21 protein-coding genes are annotated in these 20,385 nt (G+C 72.7%); all 21 read left to right on the top strand.

Translation table 11 applies throughout. From position 1 onward, the window contains the following. The first annotated feature begins 320 nt into the window (after positions 1-320). The 21 genes from ABDW61_RS16910 to ABDW61_RS16810 all read left to right on the top strand — a co-directional run bounded on the left by ABDW61_RS16910 (position 321) and on the right by ABDW61_RS16810 (position 20,338). Complete coding sequence (locus ABDW61_RS16910; protein WP_343640287.1) at positions 321-1,205, top strand: lytic transglycosylase domain-containing protein; 885 nt, start codon at positions 321-323, stop codon at positions 1,203-1,205. After that, complete coding sequence (locus ABDW61_RS16905; protein WP_343640286.1) at positions 1,202-3,172, top strand: FHIPEP family type III secretion protein; 1,971 nt, start codon at positions 1,202-1,204, stop codon at positions 3,170-3,172. The genes ABDW61_RS16910 and ABDW61_RS16905 overlap by 4 nt, the downstream gene beginning before the upstream one ends. A gap of 26 nt (positions 3,173-3,198) precedes the next feature. After that, positions 3,199-5,304 carry a type III secretion system outer membrane ring subunit SctC gene (gene sctC / locus ABDW61_RS16900; protein ID WP_343640284.1) on the top strand — a complete coding sequence of 702 codons (2,106 nt, stop codon included), beginning with the start codon at positions 3,199-3,201 and terminating at the stop codon, positions 5,302-5,304. Further along, positions 5,301-6,281, top strand: coding sequence for a hypothetical protein (locus ABDW61_RS16895; RefSeq protein ID WP_343640282.1), 981 nt, complete (start codon positions 5,301-5,303; stop codon positions 6,279-6,281). Before sctC ends, ABDW61_RS16895 begins: the two co-directional genes overlap by 4 nt. Before the next feature lie 71 nt (positions 6,282-6,352). Continuing rightward, on the top strand, positions 6,353-6,643 hold the full coding sequence (locus tag ABDW61_RS16890; RefSeq protein WP_343640280.1) for a hypothetical protein: 291 nt from the start codon (positions 6,353-6,355) through the stop codon (positions 6,641-6,643). After that, positions 6,640-7,071 (top strand): hypothetical protein, encoded by a 432-nt coding sequence (locus ABDW61_RS16885; protein WP_343640279.1) that lies wholly within the window; start codon positions 6,640-6,642, stop codon positions 7,069-7,071. Before ABDW61_RS16890 ends, ABDW61_RS16885 begins: the two co-directional genes overlap by 4 nt. Positions 7,072-7,075: 4 nt before the next feature. Beyond that, on the top strand, positions 7,076-7,858 hold the full coding sequence (gene sctJ, locus ABDW61_RS16880; RefSeq protein WP_343640278.1) for a type III secretion inner membrane ring lipoprotein SctJ: 783 nt from the start codon (positions 7,076-7,078) through the stop codon (positions 7,856-7,858). Further along, on the top strand, positions 7,851-8,501 hold the full coding sequence (locus ABDW61_RS16875; RefSeq protein WP_343640277.1) for a hypothetical protein: 651 nt from the start codon (positions 7,851-7,853) through the stop codon (positions 8,499-8,501). The genes sctJ and ABDW61_RS16875 overlap by 8 nt, the downstream gene beginning before the upstream one ends. Beyond that, positions 8,498-9,145, top strand: coding sequence for a FliH/SctL family protein (locus ABDW61_RS16870; RefSeq protein WP_343640276.1), 648 nt, complete (start codon positions 8,498-8,500; stop codon positions 9,143-9,145). Before ABDW61_RS16875 ends, ABDW61_RS16870 begins: the two co-directional genes overlap by 4 nt. Next, positions 9,142-10,488, top strand: coding sequence for a FliI/YscN family ATPase (locus ABDW61_RS16865; protein ID WP_343640275.1), 1,347 nt, complete (start codon positions 9,142-9,144; stop codon positions 10,486-10,488). The genes ABDW61_RS16870 and ABDW61_RS16865 overlap by 4 nt, the downstream gene beginning before the upstream one ends. Further along, positions 10,485-11,006 (top strand): hypothetical protein, encoded by a 522-nt coding sequence (locus tag ABDW61_RS16860; protein WP_343640273.1) that lies wholly within the window; start codon positions 10,485-10,487, stop codon positions 11,004-11,006. The genes ABDW61_RS16865 and ABDW61_RS16860 overlap by 4 nt, the downstream gene beginning before the upstream one ends. Beyond that, positions 11,000-11,716: a hypothetical protein gene (locus ABDW61_RS16855; RefSeq protein ID WP_343640271.1), complete on the top strand. Its 717-nt coding sequence runs from the start codon at positions 11,000-11,002 to the stop codon at positions 11,714-11,716. The genes ABDW61_RS16860 and ABDW61_RS16855 overlap by 7 nt, the downstream gene beginning before the upstream one ends. After that, on the top strand, positions 11,691-12,476 hold the full coding sequence (locus ABDW61_RS16850) for a GNAT family N-acetyltransferase (RefSeq protein ID WP_343640269.1): 786 nt from the start codon (positions 11,691-11,693) through the stop codon (positions 12,474-12,476). The genes ABDW61_RS16855 and ABDW61_RS16850 overlap by 26 nt, the downstream gene beginning before the upstream one ends. Next, a complete protein-coding gene (locus ABDW61_RS16845; protein WP_343640268.1) occupies positions 12,473-13,387 on the top strand; it encodes a hypothetical protein in 915 nt (304 codons plus the stop codon). The genes ABDW61_RS16850 and ABDW61_RS16845 overlap by 4 nt, the downstream gene beginning before the upstream one ends. Before the next feature lie 13 nt (positions 13,388-13,400). Continuing rightward, positions 13,401-14,663, top strand: a complete 1,263-nt coding sequence (locus tag ABDW61_RS16840) for a HAMP domain-containing sensor histidine kinase (protein WP_343640267.1) — start codon at positions 13,401-13,403, stop codon at positions 14,661-14,663. Then, positions 14,660-15,349: a response regulator gene (locus tag ABDW61_RS16835; protein ID WP_343640265.1), complete on the top strand. Its 690-nt coding sequence runs from the start codon at positions 14,660-14,662 to the stop codon at positions 15,347-15,349. Before ABDW61_RS16840 ends, ABDW61_RS16835 begins: the two co-directional genes overlap by 4 nt. Beyond that, entirely contained in the window at positions 15,346-16,188 is an 843-nt protein-coding gene (locus ABDW61_RS16830) for a hypothetical protein (RefSeq protein WP_343640264.1), read from the top strand. Before ABDW61_RS16835 ends, ABDW61_RS16830 begins: the two co-directional genes overlap by 4 nt. Before the next feature lie 9 nt (positions 16,189-16,197). Beyond that, positions 16,198-16,848 carry a type III secretion system export apparatus subunit SctR gene (gene sctR / locus ABDW61_RS16825; protein ID WP_343640262.1) on the top strand — a complete coding sequence of 217 codons (651 nt, stop codon included), beginning with the start codon at positions 16,198-16,200 and terminating at the stop codon, positions 16,846-16,848. A 65-nt stretch (positions 16,849-16,913) separates the two neighbouring features. Next, entirely contained in the window at positions 16,914-17,186 is a 273-nt protein-coding gene (gene sctS, locus ABDW61_RS16820) for a type III secretion system export apparatus subunit SctS (protein WP_343640260.1), read from the top strand. 7 nt (positions 17,187-17,193) lie between these two features. Beyond that, positions 17,194-18,027, top strand: a complete 834-nt coding sequence (sctT, locus tag ABDW61_RS16815; protein ID WP_343640258.1) for a type III secretion system export apparatus subunit SctT — start codon at positions 17,194-17,196, stop codon at positions 18,025-18,027. Between the two features lie 145 nt (positions 18,028-18,172). Continuing rightward, positions 18,173-20,338 carry a TonB-dependent siderophore receptor gene (locus ABDW61_RS16810; RefSeq protein ID WP_343640257.1) on the top strand — a complete coding sequence of 722 codons (2,166 nt, stop codon included), beginning with the start codon at positions 18,173-18,175 and terminating at the stop codon, positions 20,336-20,338. Positions 20,339-20,385: the final 47 nt, after the last annotated feature.

Below are 20,385 nucleotides of genomic sequence, written 5' to 3'. Positions count from 1 at the left end.
TGGAACTGAGATTGACGCGGAGACAAAGCCCCGCCCCGGTCGCTCGCCAACCGCCGGGCAGGGTCATTCCGCGTGAAAGAGTTCACATTCGACGCAGATTCCATGGGACTTGGATGACCAACCAGTTTCAAACGTAAGCACCTGTTTCTTAGGGGGTGCCTCCCGGCATGCCGCGTTTTGACGCTTGCAACTACGCTTAATGGCAAGCGCCATGCCATCGCGACGCGGTTTGAAACACACCGTTACTTCTAACCGTTGGAGCTATTGGTGAATCGCGCCGGCATCGGAATAGTGCGCCCCGAACAGGGAGAACACGACCGATGCCTTCCACGCAGAACGGTCGGGCCGCAACGCAACGCTTCATCAGCGCTCGGGTGCGCTCGACGATTCCATTTCCACCGCTCCTGACCAGCCTGCTGGCACTGCTGCTGGGCGCCGCGCCGTCCGCGCGGGCGGCCGGCACGGTGCATTGCCAGGTGCCCGACGCCGCGCCGGGGTCAGGGCTTGCGGCGCTCGGGCAAGACCTGGCGCCGGCCAAGTTCAGCCTGGTCGCGCGCTACTGCAGCGGCGCGGCCGCGGCCGAAGCGGCCGCGCCCGTTCAAGCGCCGCGCGCCGCGCAGCTCGAGCTCTACGCGACCGGCTACCGCTCCGGCCGTCTGGCCCCGGAAACGGTCGATGCGCCGCAAACCCCGATGCCATCGGTGCTTCCGGCCGCGCGGGTGCCCTTCCCCGCGCCCGCATTCCCCGCGAAACAAAGCGCCACGCAGCGCATTCTTGCGATGGCGCAAACGTTAAACGCGGCGGCGGAGCGCCATGACATCGACCCCTTGCTGCTGCACGCGATCGCCCATGTCGAGTCGCGCCACAACGCCGCGGCGGTGTCGCCGGCCGGCGCGCGCGGCCTGATGCAGGTGATGCCCGCCACGGCGCGGCGCTTCGGCCTGCGCGATCCGCAGCGCGAGCTGATGGCCGCGCCGCTCAACGTCGAGGTCAGCGCGGCCTACCTCAAGACGCTGCAGGCGCGCTTCGGCAACGACCTGCCGCTGGTGCTGGCCGCCTACAACGCCGGCGAGGGCGCGGTGCAGCGCCACGGCAATCGCATTCCCGACTACCCGGAGACCCGCGACTACGTCGCGCAGGTCCTGCGCGCCTACCGGGCGCTGCGGGAGGTCACCGTCACGAGCCCGGGCGGCGCTGCGCCATGAGCCTGCACGCCTACTTCGATCGCGCCACCGGGAGCCGCGAGGGGCTGCTGTCGCGCTACGTCGACCTGCTGCTGGTGGCCGGCGTGATCGCCATCGTGGCGCTGATGGTGCTGCCGCTGCCGCTGTGGCTGATCGACCTGCTGGTGGCGGCCAACATGGCCTCGGGCGTCCTGCTGCTGCTGGTGGCGATGTACATCGCCGGGCCGATCGAATTCGCGGTCTTCCCCAGCCTGCTGCTGATCACGACGCTGTTCCGGCTGTCGCTGTCGATCGCCACCACGCGCCAGATCCTGCTGCATGCCGACGGCGGCCACATCATCGCCACCTTCGGCAAGCTGGTGGCCGGCGGCAACCTGGTGGTCGGGCTGGTGGTGTTCCTGATCATCACGGTGGTGCAGTTCATCGTGATCGCCAAGGGCGCCGAACGCGTGGCCGAGGTCGCCGCGCGCTTCTCGCTGGACGCGATGCCGGGCAAGCAGCTGTCGATCGACTCGGACCTGCGCTCGGGCCTGATCGACAAGGACGAGGCCAGGCGCAAGCGCCGCCATCTGGAGCTCGAATCCAAGCTGCACGGCAGCCTGGACGGCGCGATGAAGTTCGTGAAGGGCGATGCCATCGCCGGCATCGTCATCATCGCGATCAACCTGATCGGCGGCCTGGCGGTCGGTGTGCTGCAGCAGGATCTGGCGGTGGGACAGGCGCTGCACACCTACTCCATCCTGTCCATCGGCGAAGGCATGGTGGCGCAGATCCCGGCACTGCTGGGCGCGATGGCCGCGGGCCTGATCGTGACCCGCACCGCCGACGAGGACGAGCGCCATCTCGGCGACGCCATCCGCCGCCAGCTCGGCGCCAAGCCGCGCGTGCTGGTGGTCGGCGGCGCGGTGTGCGCGCTGTTCTCGATGGTGCCGGGCTTCCCGGCGCCGGTGTTCCTCTTCCTCGGCCTGCTGATGCTCTCGAGCGGCCTGCTGCTGATGCCGCTCTGGCAGCGCCGCCTGGAGCGCCTGCGCGGCCGGGCCCTGCCCGCCGGCAAGCGCGAGGCACCGCCCGCGATCCAGGAAGCGCCCGCCGCGCAGCTGCCGCCGGCGCTGCCGCTGCTCCTGCTGCTGCCCGCGCCCGCGCTGCGCGGCGACGATGGCCGCGCGCTCGGCGAGGCGCTGGGCCGCATGGTCGCGGACTTCCAGCTGCACCTGGGCGTGCCGCTGCCGCGCATCGCGCTGCATGGCCGGGACGCGAGCCACGGCCAGACCTGGGAGCTGATGGTCTACGAGACCCCGGTCGCCGCCGGCGCGATGCCGCCAGCCTCGGCCGGGCCCTGCGCGCCGCTGCTGGCCGAGGCCATGCGCCAGACGCTGCGCCGCCATGCGCCGCTGTTCGTCGGCATCCAGGAGACGACGGCGATGCTGACCCAGGCCTCGGCCGAGCTGCCCGACGTGGTCAAGGAAGTGCTGCGCGCGCTGCCGATCCAGCGCGTGGCCGAGGTCTTGCGCCGCCTGGTCGCCGAGGAGGTCTCGATCCGCAACCTGCGCGACGTGCTGGAGTCGCTGGCCGAATCGGGCCAGCGAGAGAAGGACGTGCAGACGCTGACCGAGTTCGCGCGCATCGCGCTCAAGCGCCAGACCAGCCACCGGGTCGCGCCCGACGGCGTGCTGCGCTGCCTGATGCTGGCGCCGGCGCTGGAAGAGACGCTGCGCCAGGGCCTGCGCGTGAGCGGCGGCGTGGCGCAGTTGTCCATCGAACCGGCGCTGGCGCAACAGATCGCCGGCGCGCTGCTGTCCGCGCAGGCCGCGCACGGCGCGGCCGCGATCGTCACCGCGGTGGACCTGCGCTGGCACGTGCGCAAGCTGATCGAGGCCGAGGCCTTCGACACGCCGGTGCTGTCCTTCCATGAACTCGTCGCCAGCCTGCGGCTGGAGGTCGTCGAGCGCGTCGAACTCCCCGAGCTGCCGATGCTGCGGGCCGCCTGAGCCCCGACCCGAACCGGAATCCGTCCATGATCCTGCCGCGTTCCCCGTCCTCGTCCCGGTCCCTGGACCGCCATGGGCGCTGCGTCCGCCCGCCCCGCCCCGTCATCACGGCGCTGATGGGCGCCATCGCCGCGATGGCCCTGTCCATCGGCCCGGACGCCCGCGCGATGCCCTGGGCCCAGGGCGCGCAGCCGGTGATCGCAACGGCGCGCGAGCAGCCGCTCGGTCCCTTCCTCGAAGGCGTGTTCGCGCAGATCGACTCGCCGGTGTCGCTGAGCCCCAACCTCAGCGGCCAGGTCAGCGGGCGCTTTCGCATGCCGGCGCAGACGCTGTTGCAGGAGATCGCGCGCGCCTACGGGCTGGTGGTCTTCCACGACGGCCTGGTCACGCACATCGCGCCGTCGCGCGAGACCCAGCAGCGCCAGTTTCCGCTCAGCGCGCTGGCCACGCAGCGCACGCTGCGCAATGCCGAGGAGCTCAAGCTCACCGACGCCCAGAACACGCTGCGCCGCGGCGCGGACGGCACGCTGGTGGCGCGCGGCCATCCCGCGTTCATCGACATGATCGCGGAGCTCACCCGCGCCAACGACCCGACGCAGCCGGTGTCGGCGGCCGTCGGCGCGGTCGGGCGCGAGGACTTCCGCGTCTTCTACCTGCGCTACGCCTGGGCGCAGGACGTCAGCATGTCGGTGGGCGGCCGGCCCTTCAGCGTGCCGGGCGTCGCGTCGATCCTGCGCACGCTGGTCGGCGCGCCGGGTGGTGGCGCGCAGACCGGTCCGCGCGATCGCGCCAGCACCGTGCCGGGTTTGCGCGGCCAAGGCCTGGCCGCGCAGGCCTCGCCCGCCGGCGTGAAGGGGGCGAGTGGCGCGGGTGGGGCGGGCGGCACGCTCGGCTACGCGAGCAGCTACGGCAATTACGGCGGCGGTGGCGGCGACGGCGCCCGTGGCGAGGCCGAACTCGTGCAGGCCGCGATGCAGTACCCCGGCGCGATGCGCGGCCGCGAGCCGCAGGCCGCGGCGCCGGTGGCGCTGGCAGGCCCGCGCATCGAGGCCGATCCGCGCCTGAACGCCATCATCGTGCGCGACCAGCCCGACCGGCTCGACCGCTACGGCTCGCTGATCCAGGCACTGGACATCGAGCCGCAGGCGCTCGAGATCGAGGCCACCGTCATCGACATCAACACCGACCGCATGCGTGAGCTCGGCATCAACTGGCGCTGGTCCAGCCCGGGCGGCAGCGAGTTCCTCTTCGGCAACGGCACCGCCAGCGACCTGAACCTGCGCGGCGGGCGCGACGTGACGCCCTCGGGACGCGGCGGCTTCATCTCGGCGGTGCTGGGCAGCCGCAACAACTTCGTCGCCCGCATCAGCGCGCTGCAGGACGAAGGCGCGGCCAAGGTCGTCTCCAGCCCGCAGGTGCTGACGCTGTCCAACGTCGAGGCCATCTTCGACAGCAGCTCCACCTTCTACGTGCGGGTCGCGGGGCGCGAGCAGGTGGACCTGTTCAACGTCACCGCCGGCACCTCGCTGCGGGTGATGCCCCATGTCTTCACCGATCGCGACCGCACCCGCATCAAGCTGCTGGTGCAGGTCGAGGACGGCAACCTCACGCCGGCCCAGGTCGACCAGATCCCGGTGGTGGAGCGCTCCACCATCCAGACCCAGGCGCTGATCACCGAGGGCGAGAGCCTGCTGATCGGCGGCATGGTGCGCGACAGCAGCGGCAGCGGCGTGAGCAAGGTGCCGGTGCTGGGCGACGTGCCAGTGCTGGGCCACCTGTTCCGCACCGACAAGCAGAACAACAGCCGCATCGAGCGGATGTTCCTGATCACGCCGCGCCTGGCGCCGGCGGGCCGGCCCGCCGGCGACAGCGCGCTGCGCGGCGGCGGCTCACCCCTGCCGCCCTCGCCCTCGCCCTCCCCCTCGCCTTCGTCCTCGCCTTCGTCCGGCGGCGCGGCGGCCTCGGCGCCCGACGCGCCGGCTTCGGCGGCCACGGGCGCGCCCGCCATCACCAGCCCCGCGCGGGAGCCGGGACGCGTCGACCCCGCGCCGCTGCCGCCGCCAGCGCCAGCGCGCGGCCCCGATGCCGCCTTGCCGGCCGACCTGCGCCGCCCCACCGGGAGCGCCTCATGAACGCGCGACATCCGCAAGCCCGCGCCGACGCCGGCGCCATGGCCCGGGAGCCCGAACTGGCGCCACAGCCGCCGGCCTCGCCGCTCGAACTGCGCGTTCTGGGCGGGCCTCAGGCCGGCGCGGCGATCGCCTGGCCGGAGCCGGGCCGCGCGCTGGTCCTCACGGTGGGCGATGACGCCGAGCACGGCGGCGAGCCCGTCGATCTGCAGTTGCTCGGCGAGGTCCCGGTGCGGCTGCGGCTGCGCGCGCTCGCCCACGGCGCGGCGCGCTGCGAGGTGCTGCGCGGCGAGGTCGCGATGGACGGCGACCTGCATGGTGCGGGATCTCGCTTCGACTGGCCGCGTCAGGTGCCCCTGCAGCTGGGCGATTCGCTCGCGATCGCGTTCGGCGACACGGACACGCCGATCTGGGCGCTGGCCACCGCAGACGAGCCGCCGGGCACTGCTTCCGGACTCGGCGAAGAGGACCGCGGGGACACCGGCGACAACGATCCCGGCGCCAAGGACGAGCCGCCGCTGCGCGGCCGCCTGGATGCATGGCTGGCCGGCAGTGGCGCGGTGCTCGGCGTCGCGGGGCTTGTCTGGTCGCTGCTGGTCACGCTGCCGACCGCGCCGCAGGCGGCGGTCCATCCGGCTCCCGCGCCCGTGGCCATGAGCGTGCAGAAGCCGCAGGACGTGCTGCCGCCGCCACCTGCGCCAAGCGCGCCCGCGCCGGCCGCGGCCGCCGCCAAGCCCGCGCCCGAGCCGGCACCTCCCGCCGCACCTCCCGCCGCGCCGATGCTGCCGTCCACCGGCAACGAGCCCGGCAAGCGCATCGTCACGCTGGTCAGCCAGGGCGCGCTGCCGCATCTGGTCACCGCGGACGGCGGGCGCTACTTCGTCGGCGCGACGCTGCCCAGCGGCCATCGCCTGGCGGCGGTGCTGCCGCAGGCCGTGGTCCTGGAACGCGACGGGCGCGAGACCCGCATCGATTTCTGACGCGCCGGCCGTCTTCACCCATCGGACACCGGCGCGATTTCCTCCTCCCACCACCAACCAAGGAGCATCCCATGAGCACGATCCAACGCAACTCCCTGCTCGGCGCGGCCACCGGCGGCACCGGCGGCGGCACCGGCAGCTGGTTCGAGGCGATGGCCGACGCCTGGGGCAAGGCCCTGGACGCCAAGGCGGACCAGATCAGCGCCAAGTCCGCGCAGATTGGCGACGCCTCGGCCGACAAGCCCGCCGACATCACCGAGCTGACCGCGATGTCGCTGGAGATGGGCTTCCTGAGCAACTCGTCGCACACGGCGCTCGCCTCGGTCGGCTCCGCGCTCGAAACGATGGCGCGCAAGCAATGAGCACGATCGGCACGCTGGGGCTGCCGTCGCTCGCGGCCAGCCCCCTCCCGCCCTCCGGCGAGACCGGGGCCGCGGCCTCGGGCGCGCGGGCCGGCTACGGCCTGTCGCTGGCGGACATCGGCGGCTTCGAGCAGGCGCTGCTGCGCGCCGAGGGACGCATCGGCGGTACCTCCGGTGCCGCGCGCGTGGCGCCGACCTCCGAGGTCGCCGCGCAACTGTTCAAGCCCTTCGACCACATCAACGCCGAGGCCGAGACCCTGGGCCGCCTGGCCGAGTCGGCCCGCGCCGCGGGCAACGACATGCGCCCCGGCGACGTGGTCCAGCTGACGCTGCGCTGCCAGGAGTTCATGTTCCATTGCCAGCTCACCGCCAACATCGCCAATCGCGGGTCGGACGGGCTGCAGCAACTCTTCCGTCAACAAGGCTGATGCCATGCGCCGACTGCACCGTTCCCCGCGCACCGTCCTGCTGATCGCCGCCACGGCGGCCTTGCTGGCCGCGTGCAAGGACCAGACCCTGTATGGCGACCTCAGCGAGCGGCAGGCCAACGAGGTGGTCGCCGCGCTGCGCGAAGGCGGCATCGCCGCCGAGAAGCTGCGCGAGGACAAGGTCTACGCGGTGCACGTCGGCGCCGATGATTTCCCCGCCGCCGTGCAGCTGATGCGCGCGCAGGGTCTGCCGCGCGAGAGCTACGACTCGCTGGGCCAGGTCTTCAAGCGCGAGGGCTTCGTGTCCACGCCGCTCGAGGAGCGCGCGCGGCTGCTGTACGCGCTGTCGCAGGAGCTTTCCAACACGGTCGCCAGCATCGACGGCGTGGTCGCCGCGCGCGTGCACCTGGTCGTGCCGGAGAAGCACCCGCTGGACGACAAGCCGCAGCCCTCGGCGGCGTCGGTGTTCATCAAGCACCGGCCTGACGTGGATCTGGTGGCGCTGACGCCCAAGATCCGCGCGCTGATCATCAACAGCGTCGAGGGCCTGCCCGCCGACAAGGTGACGGTGGCGCTGTTCCCCGCGCTGCCCGCGCCCGCGCCGGTGCCGGTGGCCAAGCCGGCGGCGGAACTGGCGCTGGCCTCGCCGTGGCTGCCGGCCTCGCTCGCGCTGGGCGGCGCGGCGCTGGTCGGCGCGGCCTGGCTGGTGCGGCAGCGCCGCGCGCGGCCGCGCACCGGCACGCGCGAGCCGGCCCTGATCGTGCGCTCGGAGACGACCCATGGCTGAGATCGCCGTGGCCATCGATGACGGCGGCATGCCGCCACGCGAGCGCCTGCGCCTGCGCCGCGAGCGCCGCGCCCGCATCGCCGAGCGCCTGCGCCGCGGCGCGCCCGTCGCCGCGGCCACGCTGACCTGGGAGGCGCTCGACGGCGCGCCCGATTGGCTGGGGGTCTCGGACGAGGCCCTGCTGCTCTGGCAGCGCCGCGTCGGCGCCGTGTTCTGCGCGCCGGCGCTGCGCCGCTGGATCGACGCCCGCCGCGTGCAGGCGCTGCGCGGCGCCATCGGCGACCCGTTCTATCGCGCGTTGCTGCGTGCCGGCGATCCGCTGCAGGCGGCCGCCATGCCGGCGGGCTTGCCGGATTGGCCGCAGGGACAGGGCGATGGCGGCCCGGCCGGTGCGATCGATCCCGCCACCGTCGCGCCCTTGCTCCGCGGCTGCGGCGCCGCGGTGCTGGTCTGCACGCTGCCGCACGGCGCGCTGCGCCATGCGGTCAGTCAGATGCTGGCCCCGCTCGCGGAACTCATGATGCCGGCGCCGCATGCCCTGGCCCTCGCGGAGCGCGCGCTGCAGCTCGGCACGGTGGCGCCGGCCGCCGCGCTGTCCGTCGCGGGTCACGCGCAGTCCGCCACCGAAGGGAGCGCCGCATGAGCTACCTGCTCTGGCATGGCGGCGATCCCTCGCTCGCGAGCCCGCGGCGTCTGTTCTCGCCGGAAGAGGTCGTCGCCTTCGACGAGGTGCACCAGCTCTGCGCGCGGCTGGCCGAGGAGCGCGCCGGACTCGCGCGCGATGCGCGGCGCGCGTGCGAGGAAGCGCGAGCCGCGGGCCTGGCGCAAGGGCTGGCGGAAGGCCGCGCGGCCGGACTGGCCGAAGCCGCGCGCGCCTCGGCCGCGGTGCTCGCCGCCGCGCAGCGGGCCATCACCGAGGCGCGGGACGCCGGCCGCGATGAACTCGCGATGCTCGCGTTGCAGATCGCGCGCAAGCTGCTCGGCCAGCTGCCGGCAGCCGAGCGCCTGGTGCGCCTGGCGCAGGAAGCCGCGCGGCAGTCGCTGCCCGGTGGCGGCGCGCTGGTGCTGCGCGTCCATCCCGCTCACGAGGACGAGGTGCGCGCCGTGCTCGCCGCGATGACGGCGCCGGACGCCGGCGCGCCGGGCGGCGCCGGTGCGCACTGGTCGGTGCAAGGCGACGCCGCCCTGCCGTTCGAGGCTTGCCGGCTGAGCGGCGCCAGCGGCGATGCGGACGCGACGCTCGACGTGCAACTCGACCGGCTCGCCCGCGGCTGGGGCTTGAAATGATCGACACCCCCTCCCCCGCCGCCGCGCGCCTGCTCCAGACGCTGCAGCATGCGCAGCCGCTCGAGGAGCGCGGCCGCGTGGTGCAGGCCGTCGGCACGCTGCTGCGCGCGCGCGGCCTGCGCGCCCGGATCGGCCAGATCTGCCACATCGTCGATCCCTCGCGGGACAGCGGCCCGGATCACCCGATGGCCGAAGGCCTGCTGCGCGCCGAGGTGGTCGGCTATGCCGATGGCGAGCTGCTGCTCGCGCCCTTCAGTCCGCTGCAGGACCTCCCCGTCGGCGCGCTCGTGATCGCTGAGGAATCCCGCGCGACCGTGCCCTGCGACGAGGCGCTGCTCGGCCGCGTGCTCGACGGGCTCGGCGCGCCGATCGATGGCCTGCCGCTGCCGCCGTGCGAGCGCGCGCCGCTCCATCGCGACGCGCCGCATCCGCTGTCGCGCCGCCCCGTCGAACACCCTTTTTCCACCGGCGTGCGCGCGATCGACGCCACGCTGACCGTCGGCGAAGGCCAGCGCGTCGGTGTGTTCGCGATGGCCGGCGGCGGCAAGTCGACGCTGCTGGGCATGCTGGCCCGGCACGCGCAGGCCGACGTCAACGTGATCGCGCTGATCGGCGAGCGTGGCCGCGAGGTGCGCGAGTTCATCGACGACGCGCTGGGACCGCAAGGGCTGGCGCGTTCCGTGGTGGTGGTGTCGACCTCCGAGCGCCCCGCGCTGGAGCGCGCCCGCGCCGCCGTGGTCGCGACCGCGATCGCGGAGGGATTTCGCGCGCGCGGCCGGCGCGTGCTGCTGATGATGGACTCGGTCACGCGACATGCCCGCGCGCTGCGCGAGCTCGGTCTGTCGGCCGGCGAGCCGCCCGTGCGGCGCGGCTATCCGCCCTCGGTCTTCGCGGAGCTGCCGCGCCTGTTCGAACGCGCCGGCAACGACGCGCACGGCTCGATCACGGCGTTCTACACCGTGCTCGCCGAGGACGAGTCCGGCGAGGACCCGATCGCCGAGGAGGTGCGCTCGCTGCTGGACGGTCACGTGCAGTTGTCGCGCAAGCTGGCGCAAGCGCAGCACTATCCGGCGATCGATGTGCTGGACAGCGCAAGCCGCGTGTTCTCGCGCGTCACCGACGCCGAGCACCAGCGCGCCGCGGGCCGGCTGCGCGCGCTGCTGGCGCGCCACGCGGACGTGGAGTTCCTGCTGCGCGTGGGCGAGTACCGGGCCGGCAGCGATCCGCTCGCCGACGAGGCCATCGAGCGCCTGCCCCGGCTGCACGCGCTGCTGCGCCAGCCGCCGCACGAGCACACCACGTGGGCCGACTGCCGCCGCGCGCTGCTGGAGGCGCTGGCATGAGCGCGCCGTTCGGCGCCCTGCCCGGCCTGGCCGACCTGGGCCGCGGCCTCGACCGGGCCGACGCGCGCCAGCTGCTGCGGCTGCGCGAGCTGCAGTTGCGACGCGCGCGCGGCGCGGTGGCCGAGGCCAGCGACCACGTGAGCCGGGCGCAGCAGGCGCTGGACCATCGGCAGGCGCGGGTGACGCGCACGCGCGCCGCGCGCGCCGAGCTGCTCACCGACATCGCTGGCCGGCTCGCCGCGCGGCTGCCGCAATGGGCGCCCTGGGCCTCGGCGCATCGCGCCTGGCTCGACGACCAACTCGAGCGCGAGGAGTACGCCTTGATCAATGACGAACGGGTGCTGGAGCAAGCGCAGGACCGGCTCGCCGAACGCCGTCGCGAATTGGCGCGCTGCGAGCATCGCGAGTCGCTCGCCGCGGCGCTGCTCGACCAACAGCGCCGCCATCGCGCCCGCGGCGAGGAGCGCCGTCAGGACGCGGAGCGCGAGGACCGCGCCACGGGAGACCGCGCATGGTGACCGGCCCTGGAGCCGCGGCGGGAGCGAAGGCGGCGGCGTTGACGGCGCGACGGGAGCCGGGCTCGCGCGAAACGCTCGAACTGGCCGCGATGCCGATGGCTGCGGCGTTCCGGCTGCGCTTGCGCGACGAGGACGCCGCGCGGGACGGGCACGCCGCGGCGGGCGCATCCGCCGACGCGCTGGCCGTTCCGATCCCGCTGATTGCGGCGCCGGCGCCGCAGCGGCTCGACGCCCCGGCGGCAGTGGCGCCGCCGGCACTCCCGTCCGCGCCACCCGCGCCGAGCCCCACGCTGCTCGCGCTCGCTCGCGAACCTGGCGCCTTGCCGCGCCAGTGGCAGCTCGAGATCAGCGCCCACGCCCACGCCGCGCCCTTGACGTTGAACGCGCAGCGCCAGCCCGCAGGGGCCGGCTTGCTCACGGGCGGCGGCGTGCAGGCGACCTGGTCGGTACAGGTGGGCCTGCCCGCGAACGCGATGCCCACGAGCCTCCGCGGGCCGGCGCCCGGGGCGGCCGCTGCGATCCCGCCCAGCGCGATGCCGGCAGTCACTGCCGCGCAGTTCGATCGACTTGCCACGCGGCTCGCCCGCCATGGCGTGACGGCGGGATCGCTGCAGGTCTCGATCGACGCGCCTCGTTCCACCATCGGCCGCCGCCATGGCGACCCTTTCGATGAAAGGTCCGACGATGACGCTACCGCTGATCGCCGCTGAGGCTTGCGCGCCGGCATCGGCGCCCCGCCTGCCCGATGCGCCGCCCGCGCCCTGGCTGCGCGGCGAGCGGCTGCGGCTGCGCGAGTTCTGCGCCGAGGACCTCGCCGACCTGATGCGCATGCATGCCGACCGGCGGCTGCGTGCGCACCTGCTCGATGACCAGCCGCTCGACAAGACACTGACCGCCGTGCAGTTCCTGGTCCACGTCAGCCGCGTCTACCGCCGCCACGAAGGCCTGGGCATCTGGCACGCCTCGGCCGGTGGCGGCGACGACGCGGCGCCGCGCTTCATCGGCTGGTTCAACCTGATGCCGCTGCCCACGCGCGGCGACGGCGCCATCGAGCTCGGCAGCCGGCTGGTGCCCGGCGCCTGGGGCGGCGCGCTCGCGATGGAAGGCGGCGAACTGCTGCTCGACCATGCGTTCGACCGCTTGCGCCTGCCCCGCGTGTGGGCCACCTGCGATCCGGACAACCGCTCGGCGCGCGCCTGCCTGGCGGCGCTCGGCTTTCAGGAGCAAGGGCTGGACGATTACGACGGCCGCCCCGGCGTGTATGCATTCGTCGAGCGCGCGCACTGGAGCGGCTGGCGCCGCCTTCCGCGCCGCGAGCGCCTGCGCGCCGCGCGGGCGGCTCGTCAGGACGCCGACGAGGCGCATGCAACCCATGCAACCCATGCGGCTCATGCAGCTCATGCAGCTCATGCGCACCGTGCGCCCGATAGGCCCAATGGATGCGCCACGCGCGTGGAGGCGAGCCCATGAACGGCTCCCCCTTGGGCATCCCGGCCATCGGCGCCTCGGAGGCGATGGGCGGTGGCGCGATGGCGCTCTGGCGCCAGGCACAGGCGCAGATGGCGCAGCAGGCGGCGCAGATCGCGCCGCCTTCCGAAGCGCGTGAGGAGGCCGCGCAACCGGCCCTGCCCGCCTCCGCGGTCTCCCAGCAGCCGGCGACGCCGATGCGTCTGAGCGAGCTGCGCCTGGATGCGACGCATCTGGCGATGACGCTGCCGCCGCGGCCCGATGCCTCGGCGGACGCCGAGGGGCGCTGGCATTTCCGCGACGGCGGGCGGCACCGCGCGTCCGAGGACGACTTCATGCCGCCCGACGACCGCTCCTCGTGCTGGGGCCACGAGATGGTCGACTCGCCGCCGGAGCACTGGCTCGCGGCGCTCGCGCGGCGATGGGCGCGCGCCGAATCGCTCGCCGCGCTTCGCGGGCTGCAGCTGGCGCGCACGCAGTGGGCCTGCGGCCGGCGCGTGCTGCTGGTCTGCGGTACGCGGCAGGCCAGTGCCGCCCCCGGCACCGTCACCGAGGTGCCCGCCTGGGCCGCGCTGCTGATGGGCCGCGCCGGTGCGGGCGGACTCGCGCTCGACGGCATGCGCTGGCCGGTGCGCCTGATGTGGACGGCCGAGCCGCCCGCCGCCTCGCGCTGGTTCTGCTCGCGCATGGTCAAGGAAGCCGCGCCGGGCCAGTCCTGGCAGTTGATCCCCAGCCTCGAACCGGGCGAGACCCGCGCCGCCACCGCGCTGCAGATCGGGCCGGGCCTGGCGGTCGAGCGCCGTTGGTCCGAACTCGGCGTGCGGCTCGACGGCGGCAACGCGTTCCGCGCCGCGCTCGGTCCGCAGTGGAGCCTGTGGCTGATGGCCACGCGTGGCTGCTGGATGGATGACTGATGCCGGAGGCCCGATGAGCGATCTCTCCCTTCCCGCCCGCGGCGTCCCGCCGTCCGCCAACATGCCGGACGCCATATCTAACGCCGTCTCTGACGCCAAGTCGGACGCCATGTCTGACGCCAAGCCGGAGGCCATGACGGCCGAGGACTGGCTCGATCTGATGGACGAGCCCGCACTGCTGCTCGCCGAGGGCGCCCCGCCGCGCGCCTCGGCCGCGTGGCGCCGGGCCTGCCCGGAACACGCCTGCCCATCGGCGATCGAGGCGCTCGAGCCCGTCTTGCCGGGCCTATGCGCCGCGCTCGCGAGCGTCAACGAAGGCGCTGAAGATGGCCCGGACGTCAGCCTGACCACCGCCATGACACCGCTGCCGCTGGGCGCCGACGCGGCCTGGGAGGCGCGCGCGCGGCGCTTGCCCGACGGCCGCCTGCTGGTGCGGCTGCGCGACCGCCGCGAACGCGTGCAGGCGCTGCAGCGCCAGCTCGACGACCGCGAGCAGTTGCTGTTCACCTCGCGCGTGATCTCGGTGGGCGAGATGGCGACCACGCTCGCGCATGAGCTCAACCAGCCGATCGGCGCGGCCAGCAACCTGATGCGCGGCCTGCGCATGCGCCTGTCGCGCCGGACCGGATCCGCCGCGATGACGCCGCAGGAGGCCGCGGCGCTCGATCAGTCGATCGAGCAGCTGATGTTTGCGTCGCGCGTCATCGCTCGCGTGCGCGAGTTCACCCACTCGCGCCGTCCGCGCCAGCAACTGATCGATCTGGCGGCGCTCGCGCGTGAGTCGGCCGCGCTGCTCGACTGGGACCTTCAACGCGGCGAGGTGCGGCTGCGCCTGGAACTGCCGCCAGCGCCGGTCCAGGTGCGCGGCGACGCGACGATGCTGCAGCAGGTGCTGGTGAACCTGATGCGCAATGCGCTCGACGCGATGCGCCAGTCGCCGCCGCGTCAACCGCTGCTCACCGTGACGCTGAGCCACGACGCCGGCGCGAGCGACGCCACGCTCACGGTTCGCGACAACGGCTGCGGCCTGTCCGACGACGCGGAGAGCCGCCTGTTCGTGCCGTTCAACTCGACCAAGCCCTCGGGCATGGGCGTGGGACTGGCGATCTGCCGGTCCTTCGTCGAGCTGCACCAGGGCCGGCTCTGGTTCAGCCGCAACGATGACCGCGGCTGCAGCTTCCACGTCGACCTGCCGGTGGCCGCGGCCAGCGGCGACGGGCAGGTCGACACCGCCAGCACCACGATGAACACGACAGCAAGGGAGATGTCCGCATGAGCGCGACCACTGCGAGCCCCGCCGCCGGCCAGACGCCGGCCCAGATCTACCTGGTGGACGACAACGCGGACTTCCGCGCGTCGGCGCTGTTCTGGCTGGATGCCGCCGGCTACGACGTGCTGTCGCTCGGCGATCCGGCCGAGGCGCTGGCCGCGATGGCGGCGCATCCGCCCGGCCGGCCCGGCTGCGTGCTGATGGACGTGCGCATGCCCGAGGTCTCCGGACTCGACCTGCACGACCGCATGGCGCAGCAGGGGCTGCGGCTGCCCGTGGTCTACATGAGCGGCCATGCCGACGTGGCGCTCGCGGTGAAGGCGATGCGCAAGGGCGCGATCAGCTTCCTCGAGAAGCCGCTGGACGAGTCCGCGCTGCTGGAGGCGCTGGAAGCGGCGTTCAGCCGCCCGGCCTCCGGCGCTGCGCCGCGGGCGGCCGCGCCGGACGGCGACGAGGCCGATGCCGCCACGCTGGCGGCGCAGCAGGAGTTCCGCCGCCGCGAGGCCTCGCTGGCCCCGCGCGAGCGCGAGGTGCTCGCGCTGGTCATCCAGGGCATCTACAACAAGAACATCGCGGACCGGATGAACCTCTCGGTCAAGACCATCGAGCTCTACCGCGCGCGCGGCATGGGGAAGATGGGCGCGAAATCGGTCGCGGAACTGACCCGGATGATGGTCAGCCGGCAGGCATGAGCGCGCTGCTCCAGCGCGGGGCCGCGCCAGCGGCCCGGGCCGGCTTCGAGCTGATCGCCTGGGCGGACGGCGTGCCGGTGCGCCTGTCGTGGGGCGACGCGGTCGGCGACGCGACCGGCGCTGCCGTGGCGCTGCGGGACGATGCCGCCTGGATCTCGGCGCTCGAGGACTGGCTCGCGCCGGGGGATGGTCTCGACTGGCGCCCCTTCAAGGCCGGGGAGGACGAGGCCTGGAGCGATTGGATTCCTGCGACGGTTGCCGGGCAAGGCCGCGCGCCGCGACTGGCGCTGCCCTGGCGGACGCTGCGTGGCCTGCCCCCGCCGCCCGAAGTCCTTGGCTTGCTCTGGCCCTCGCTCGAGGCCGAGCTGCTGCTGACGCGGCAGCGGCTGCCGCCAGAAGGGCTCGAGGGGCTCGTGGCCGGCAGCGTGCTGTTGATGGAGGCGAGCTTCGCGCGGCCATGGCCCGTCACGCTGCGCCGTCTGGGCGATGCCCATGACGATGGCGGCGAGGGCGACGATGCCGGCGTGCTTGAAGTCCGCATGACGCTGCCCGATCCGCTGCCCGTGCCGGTACTCGCCGGCTGGAGCGGGCATCCGTGCCGGGACACGCCGCCCGTGCTGGACGGCCCGCTGCACCTGCATCTGCGCTCGCACCCGGGCTCGCACCCGGGCTCGCACCCGGACCCGCACCCAGGCCCGCACCGGCGCGGCGCGGCTGACACGTGGCTGGCCGAGGGCCAGGCTTTGCCCTGGGGTCTCGGCCACGCGCTGCGCGTCACCCGGGCCGCCACTGTGCCGGAGCTTTCTCCTTCGCCCTCGACCGCCGCGCCGCGGCCCTGATCCCTCGCCATGGACCTGACCACCTTCTCGCCGGCCTCGGCGCTGCTGACCGTCGTCCTGCTGGCGCTGGCCCCGTTCGTCGCGGTGATGGTGACCTCCTTCACCAAGCTGGTTGTCGTCTTCGGCCTGCTGCGCAACGCGCTCGCGCTGCAGCAGACCCCGCCCAACATCGTGCTCAACGGCCTGGCGCTGGTGCTCAGCCTCTACGTCATGTATCCGGTGGGCGTGCAGATGCAGCAGCGGCTGGGCGAGCAGAAGATCGGCAACTCCGCGCAGGCCATGCTGTCCGCGGCCGACACCGCCAAGGAGCCGCTGCGCGAGTTCCTGATCCGCCACACGCGGCCGGTGGAGCGCGCCTTCTTCCTGAAGACCGCGCGCAATGCGCTGGATGCGGCCTCGGCCGATCTGCTCAGCGATCGCGACTTCATCGTCATCGTGCCCGCCTTCACGGTGAGCGAGCTGTCGGTCGCGTTCGAGATCGGCTTCCTGATCTTCCTGCCCTTCCTCGTCATCGACCTGGTCATCGCCAACATCCTGATGGCGATGGGCATGCAGATGCTCTCGCCCACCACCGTCTCGCTGCCGTTCAAGCTGCTGCTGTTCGTGCTGATCGACGGCTGGGTGAAGCTGGTCCATGGCCTGGTGCTGACCTACCACTGATTCCCGGACACCCCGATGCCATCGATGCCGCGCCCGCCCCGCCCCGCCGCCGAGAGGTCCCTGCCATGAACGCCGAAGTCATCCAGCTGACGCAGCAGGCGCTGTGGTTCGTGCTGCTGCTGTCGGCGCCGCCGATCATCCTGGCGGCCATCGTCGGGCTGCTGGTGGCCTTCGTGCAGGCGGCCACGCAGCTGCAGGAACAGACGCTGCCCTACCTGCTGAAGTTCGTGGCGATCGTGATCACGCTGTTCGTGACCGCCTCGCTGCTGGGCGGCGGGCTGTACCAGTTCGCCGACCGCGTGTTCAGCGACTTCGCCAGCCTGGTGACGCGGCACTAGCCGCGCCATGTCCCGCGCGGTCCTGGCGATGCAGCCCTCCGATTTCCTCGGCGCCTTGTCGCTCACGCAGGCGCTGCTGCTGTGGGGGCTGTGCGCGGCCCGCATCATCGGCGCCTTCCTGCTGCTGCCGCTGTTCACGCAGGACGTGGTGCCGCCGCTGGTGCGCAACGCCATCTTCATGAGCCTGGCCGCGCTCGCGCTGGCATTGCAGGGCCCGGCGCTGCTGCACGCCGCCATCCCCTGGGACGATGCCTGGGCGATGCTGCTGCGCTTTGGCCGCGAGGTCGTGATCGGCGTGGCCATCGGCTTCTTCTGGGCGGTGCTGCTGTGGGCCTTCGAGGCCGCCGGCCAGATCATCGACACCAAGGTCGGCGCGACGATGGCGCAGATCGTCGATCCGCTGGGCGGCCATCAGACTTCGCTGACCGGGGCCCTGCTGTCGCGGTTGGCGGGCTGGGTGTTCATGAGCTGCGGCGGCTTCATGCTGATGGTGGGCAGCCTGCTTGACAGCTACGCGATGTGGCCGCTGTCGACGCCGTCGCTGTCGCTGTTGCCGCGCGGCCAGTTGCTGTTCGAGACCGCCTTCGGCCAGTTGATGCTGCTGGCGCTGATCGTCGCGGCGCCGGCGCTGCTGCTGTCCTGGGTGATGGACTTGTCGCTGGGCCTGGTGAACCGCTTCGCGCCGCAGCTGAATCTGTCCTCGATCGCGAGCTCGCTGAAGATGATCGCCGTCATGTGGCTGCTGTGGGTCCAGGTCGCCTTCCTCGCGGACCTGCTCGCCGGCCGGCTGCTCGGCCAACCGCAGGTGCTGCGGCATCTGCTGGAGCGGATGTTCCAGTAGCCGCCCGGCCGCTTCGCCACGTCGATGAGAATTGCTCGCATTTGAGATAGAGTCGCATCTGACTCGCCGGACAGCTGTCCGCGGCCTCTCCTTTCAGGTGGCGCGATCCCCCGCCCCGCCGCCCGACTCCCCCTCGGAACCCTCGATGAAGCAGCAATTCCTGATGACCGCCTGCGCGCTGGCGGCGTCCCTCGCGATGGGCGGCACCGCGCTGGCCCAATCCACGTCCGCCTCTGCCACCGCCTCCGCGCCATCCCAGGCGCAGGACAACACGCTCGAGAAGATCGTCGTCACCGGCAAGCGCGCCAACCGTGTCTCCAAGGGCGCCACCGGCCTGCCGATGGACATCAAGGACACGCCCCAGACGATCAGCTCGATCGATCAGGACGACATGGCCAACTTCGGCCTGAGCGGCAGCAACGAGGCGCTCGCGCTGGCCACCGGCATCAACGTCGACCAGTACGAGACCAACCGCGCGACCTTCAACGCGCGCGGCTTCGAGATCCAGCTGACGCAGGTCGACGGCCTGGGCATGACCAACGCCTGGGGCACCGTCGTCGGGCGCGAGGACACCTTCCTGTTCGAGCGCATCGAGCTGATCCGCGGCGCCAACGGGCTGCTGACCGGCGTGGGCAATTCGTCCGGCACGATCAACTACATCCGCAAGCGGCCGAAGAACGAGGACGGCGGCGAGTTCAACGTCACGCTGGGCTCCTACGGCCTCAAGCGCGCGGCGCTGGACTACAACAAGGTCCTGACGCAGGACGGCAGCTGGGCCGGCCGCTTCGTCGTGGCGCAGGAGGACAAGGACTCCTACCTGCGCGACCTGCATGACAAGCGCAGCTCGGTTTACGGCGTCGTCGACGGCCAGATCGGCGCACGCGGCGTGCTGACGCTCGGCGTGACCGCGGTCGACGCGAAACAGGACTCGCCGATGTGGGGCTCGCTGACGCTGCGCCGCAGCGACGGCTCGCAGGCGGACTTCCCGCGCGGCTCGTCGACCTCGCAGAACTGGACCTACTGGAACACCAGGTCCTACAGCGCCTTCGCGGAGTACACGCACCAGTTGAGCAAGGACTGGGAAGCCAAGCTCACCTACAACTTCCGCCACAGCAACGAGGCGGCGCGGCTGTTCTACGCCTCGTCCGGCGTGCTCGACCCGGTCTACAAGACCGGCGTGCTGAACCCCGACGACACCGGCCTGAGCGGCTGGCCGTATCGCAGCCTGGGCAGCGGCGACAACCACGTCTTCGATGCCAACCTGAACGGCAAGTTCTCGGCGCTGGGCCGCGAGCACACGCTGCTGGCGGGCCTGAGCCAGTCGCGTCAGAAGACCGCCACCGACACCTATGCGGCGCTGACGCACACCTCGGATCCGCTGCCCGCCTTCCCCTACGGCGGCGACGTCTACACCGAGCCGGACTGGGGCCCGCGCACGCCGTCCACGCGCGGCGAGCAGACGCTGACGCGCTTCTACGCCGCCTCGCGCCTGACGCTGACCGACGCGCTGCACGCCGTGCTGGGCGTCAACGCGGTCAAGCTCGAGCGCAGCGGCCAGTCCATCTACGGCAATGCGGCGAGCAACGTCAGCTATCCCGACACGAAGAAGACCACGCCCTATGTCGGCCTGACCTACGACTTCACGCCCGAGCTGCTCGGCTACGTGTCGTACTCGGACATCTTCCAGAACCAGGACCAGACCGACGCCCAGGGCCGCTACCTCGCGCCGATGAAGGGCGTGAATGCCGAAGCCGGCCTCAAGGCCGAGTGGCTGAACCGGCAGCTGCTGACCACCGCCGCCGTGTTCACCGCGAAGCAGGAAGGCCTGGCCACGCTGGGCGGCACGGTCGAGGACCCGAACAGCCCCTTCTACAACCAGAGCTGGTACTTCCCGCAGGACGTGAAGTCCAAGGGCTTCGAGCTCGAGGCAACGGGCCGCGTCGCCCGGGACACCAGGCTCACCGTCGGCTACACGCGGCTGATCCTGACCGGCGCGAACGGCCAGGACGTCTACGAGTGGGTGCCGCGCCACACGCTGAACCTGCGCGTCGACACGCGCGTGCCCGCGCTGCCCGCGCTGCGGCTGGGCGTCGGCGGCCGTTGGCAGTCGCAGGTGAGCAAGCTCGGCGGCGCGAAGCAAGGCGCGTATGTCGTCGCCAACGCTTTCGCGTCCTATGAGCTGACGCGGGCCGCGACGCTGCGCGTGAACGTCAACAACCTGTTCGACAAGAAGTACGTGGCCGGGCTGGCCTATGGCGCGATCTACGGCGCGCCGCGCAACTTCGGCGTCTCGCTCGACTACAAGCTCTGAGCATCGCCCGGCCGCTCGCGGCGAGCGCGTATAACGCGGCGTGTTCC

Origin of the sequence: Roseateles sp. (assembly GCF_039595595.1) — a bacterium.
GTDB lineage: Bacteria > Pseudomonadota > Gammaproteobacteria > Burkholderiales > Burkholderiaceae_C > Roseateles.
The sequence above is the reverse complement of the archived record's forward strand: the minus strand, read 5'-3'. Positions and strand labels throughout refer to the sequence as shown.

Coding starts and splice junctions, on each gene's coding strand:
- ABDW61_RS16865 (WP_343640275.1), top strand. CDS start 9,142: ATGATCGACACCCCCTCCCCCGCCGCCGCGCGCCTGCTCCAGACGCTG.
- ABDW61_RS16830 (WP_343640264.1), top strand. CDS start 15,346: ATGAGCGCGCTGCTCCAGCGCGGGGCCGCGCCAGCGGCCCGGGCCGGC.
- ABDW61_RS16840 (WP_343640267.1), top strand. CDS start 13,401: ATGAGCGATCTCTCCCTTCCCGCCCGCGGCGTCCCGCCGTCCGCCAAC.
- ABDW61_RS16870 (WP_343640276.1), top strand. CDS start 8,498: ATGAGCTACCTGCTCTGGCATGGCGGCGATCCCTCGCTCGCGAGCCCG.
- ABDW61_RS16855 (WP_343640271.1), top strand. CDS start 11,000: ATGGTGACCGGCCCTGGAGCCGCGGCGGGAGCGAAGGCGGCGGCGTTG.
- sctS (WP_343640260.1), top strand. CDS start 16,914: ATGAACGCCGAAGTCATCCAGCTGACGCAGCAGGCGCTGTGGTTCGTG.
- sctR (WP_343640262.1), top strand. CDS start 16,198: ATGGACCTGACCACCTTCTCGCCGGCCTCGGCGCTGCTGACCGTCGTC.
- ABDW61_RS16910 (WP_343640287.1), top strand. CDS start 321: ATGCCTTCCACGCAGAACGGTCGGGCCGCAACGCAACGCTTCATCAGC.
- ABDW61_RS16835 (WP_343640265.1), top strand. CDS start 14,660: ATGAGCGCGACCACTGCGAGCCCCGCCGCCGGCCAGACGCCGGCCCAG.
- ABDW61_RS16860 (WP_343640273.1), top strand. CDS start 10,485: ATGAGCGCGCCGTTCGGCGCCCTGCCCGGCCTGGCCGACCTGGGCCGC.
- ABDW61_RS16890 (WP_343640280.1), top strand. CDS start 6,353: ATGAGCACGATCCAACGCAACTCCCTGCTCGGCGCGGCCACCGGCGGC.
- ABDW61_RS16875 (WP_343640277.1), top strand. CDS start 7,851: ATGGCTGAGATCGCCGTGGCCATCGATGACGGCGGCATGCCGCCACGC.
- ABDW61_RS16905 (WP_343640286.1), top strand. CDS start 1,202: ATGAGCCTGCACGCCTACTTCGATCGCGCCACCGGGAGCCGCGAGGGG.
- sctT (WP_343640258.1), top strand. CDS start 17,194: ATGTCCCGCGCGGTCCTGGCGATGCAGCCCTCCGATTTCCTCGGCGCC.
- ABDW61_RS16850 (WP_343640269.1), top strand. CDS start 11,691: ATGACGCTACCGCTGATCGCCGCTGAGGCTTGCGCGCCGGCATCGGCG.
- ABDW61_RS16810 (WP_343640257.1), top strand. CDS start 18,173: ATGAAGCAGCAATTCCTGATGACCGCCTGCGCGCTGGCGGCGTCCCTC.
- ABDW61_RS16895 (WP_343640282.1), top strand. CDS start 5,301: ATGAACGCGCGACATCCGCAAGCCCGCGCCGACGCCGGCGCCATGGCC.
- ABDW61_RS16845 (WP_343640268.1), top strand. CDS start 12,473: ATGAACGGCTCCCCCTTGGGCATCCCGGCCATCGGCGCCTCGGAGGCG.
- sctC (WP_343640284.1), top strand. CDS start 3,199: ATGATCCTGCCGCGTTCCCCGTCCTCGTCCCGGTCCCTGGACCGCCAT.
- sctJ (WP_343640278.1), top strand. CDS start 7,076: ATGCGCCGACTGCACCGTTCCCCGCGCACCGTCCTGCTGATCGCCGCC.
- ABDW61_RS16885 (WP_343640279.1), top strand. CDS start 6,640: ATGAGCACGATCGGCACGCTGGGGCTGCCGTCGCTCGCGGCCAGCCCC.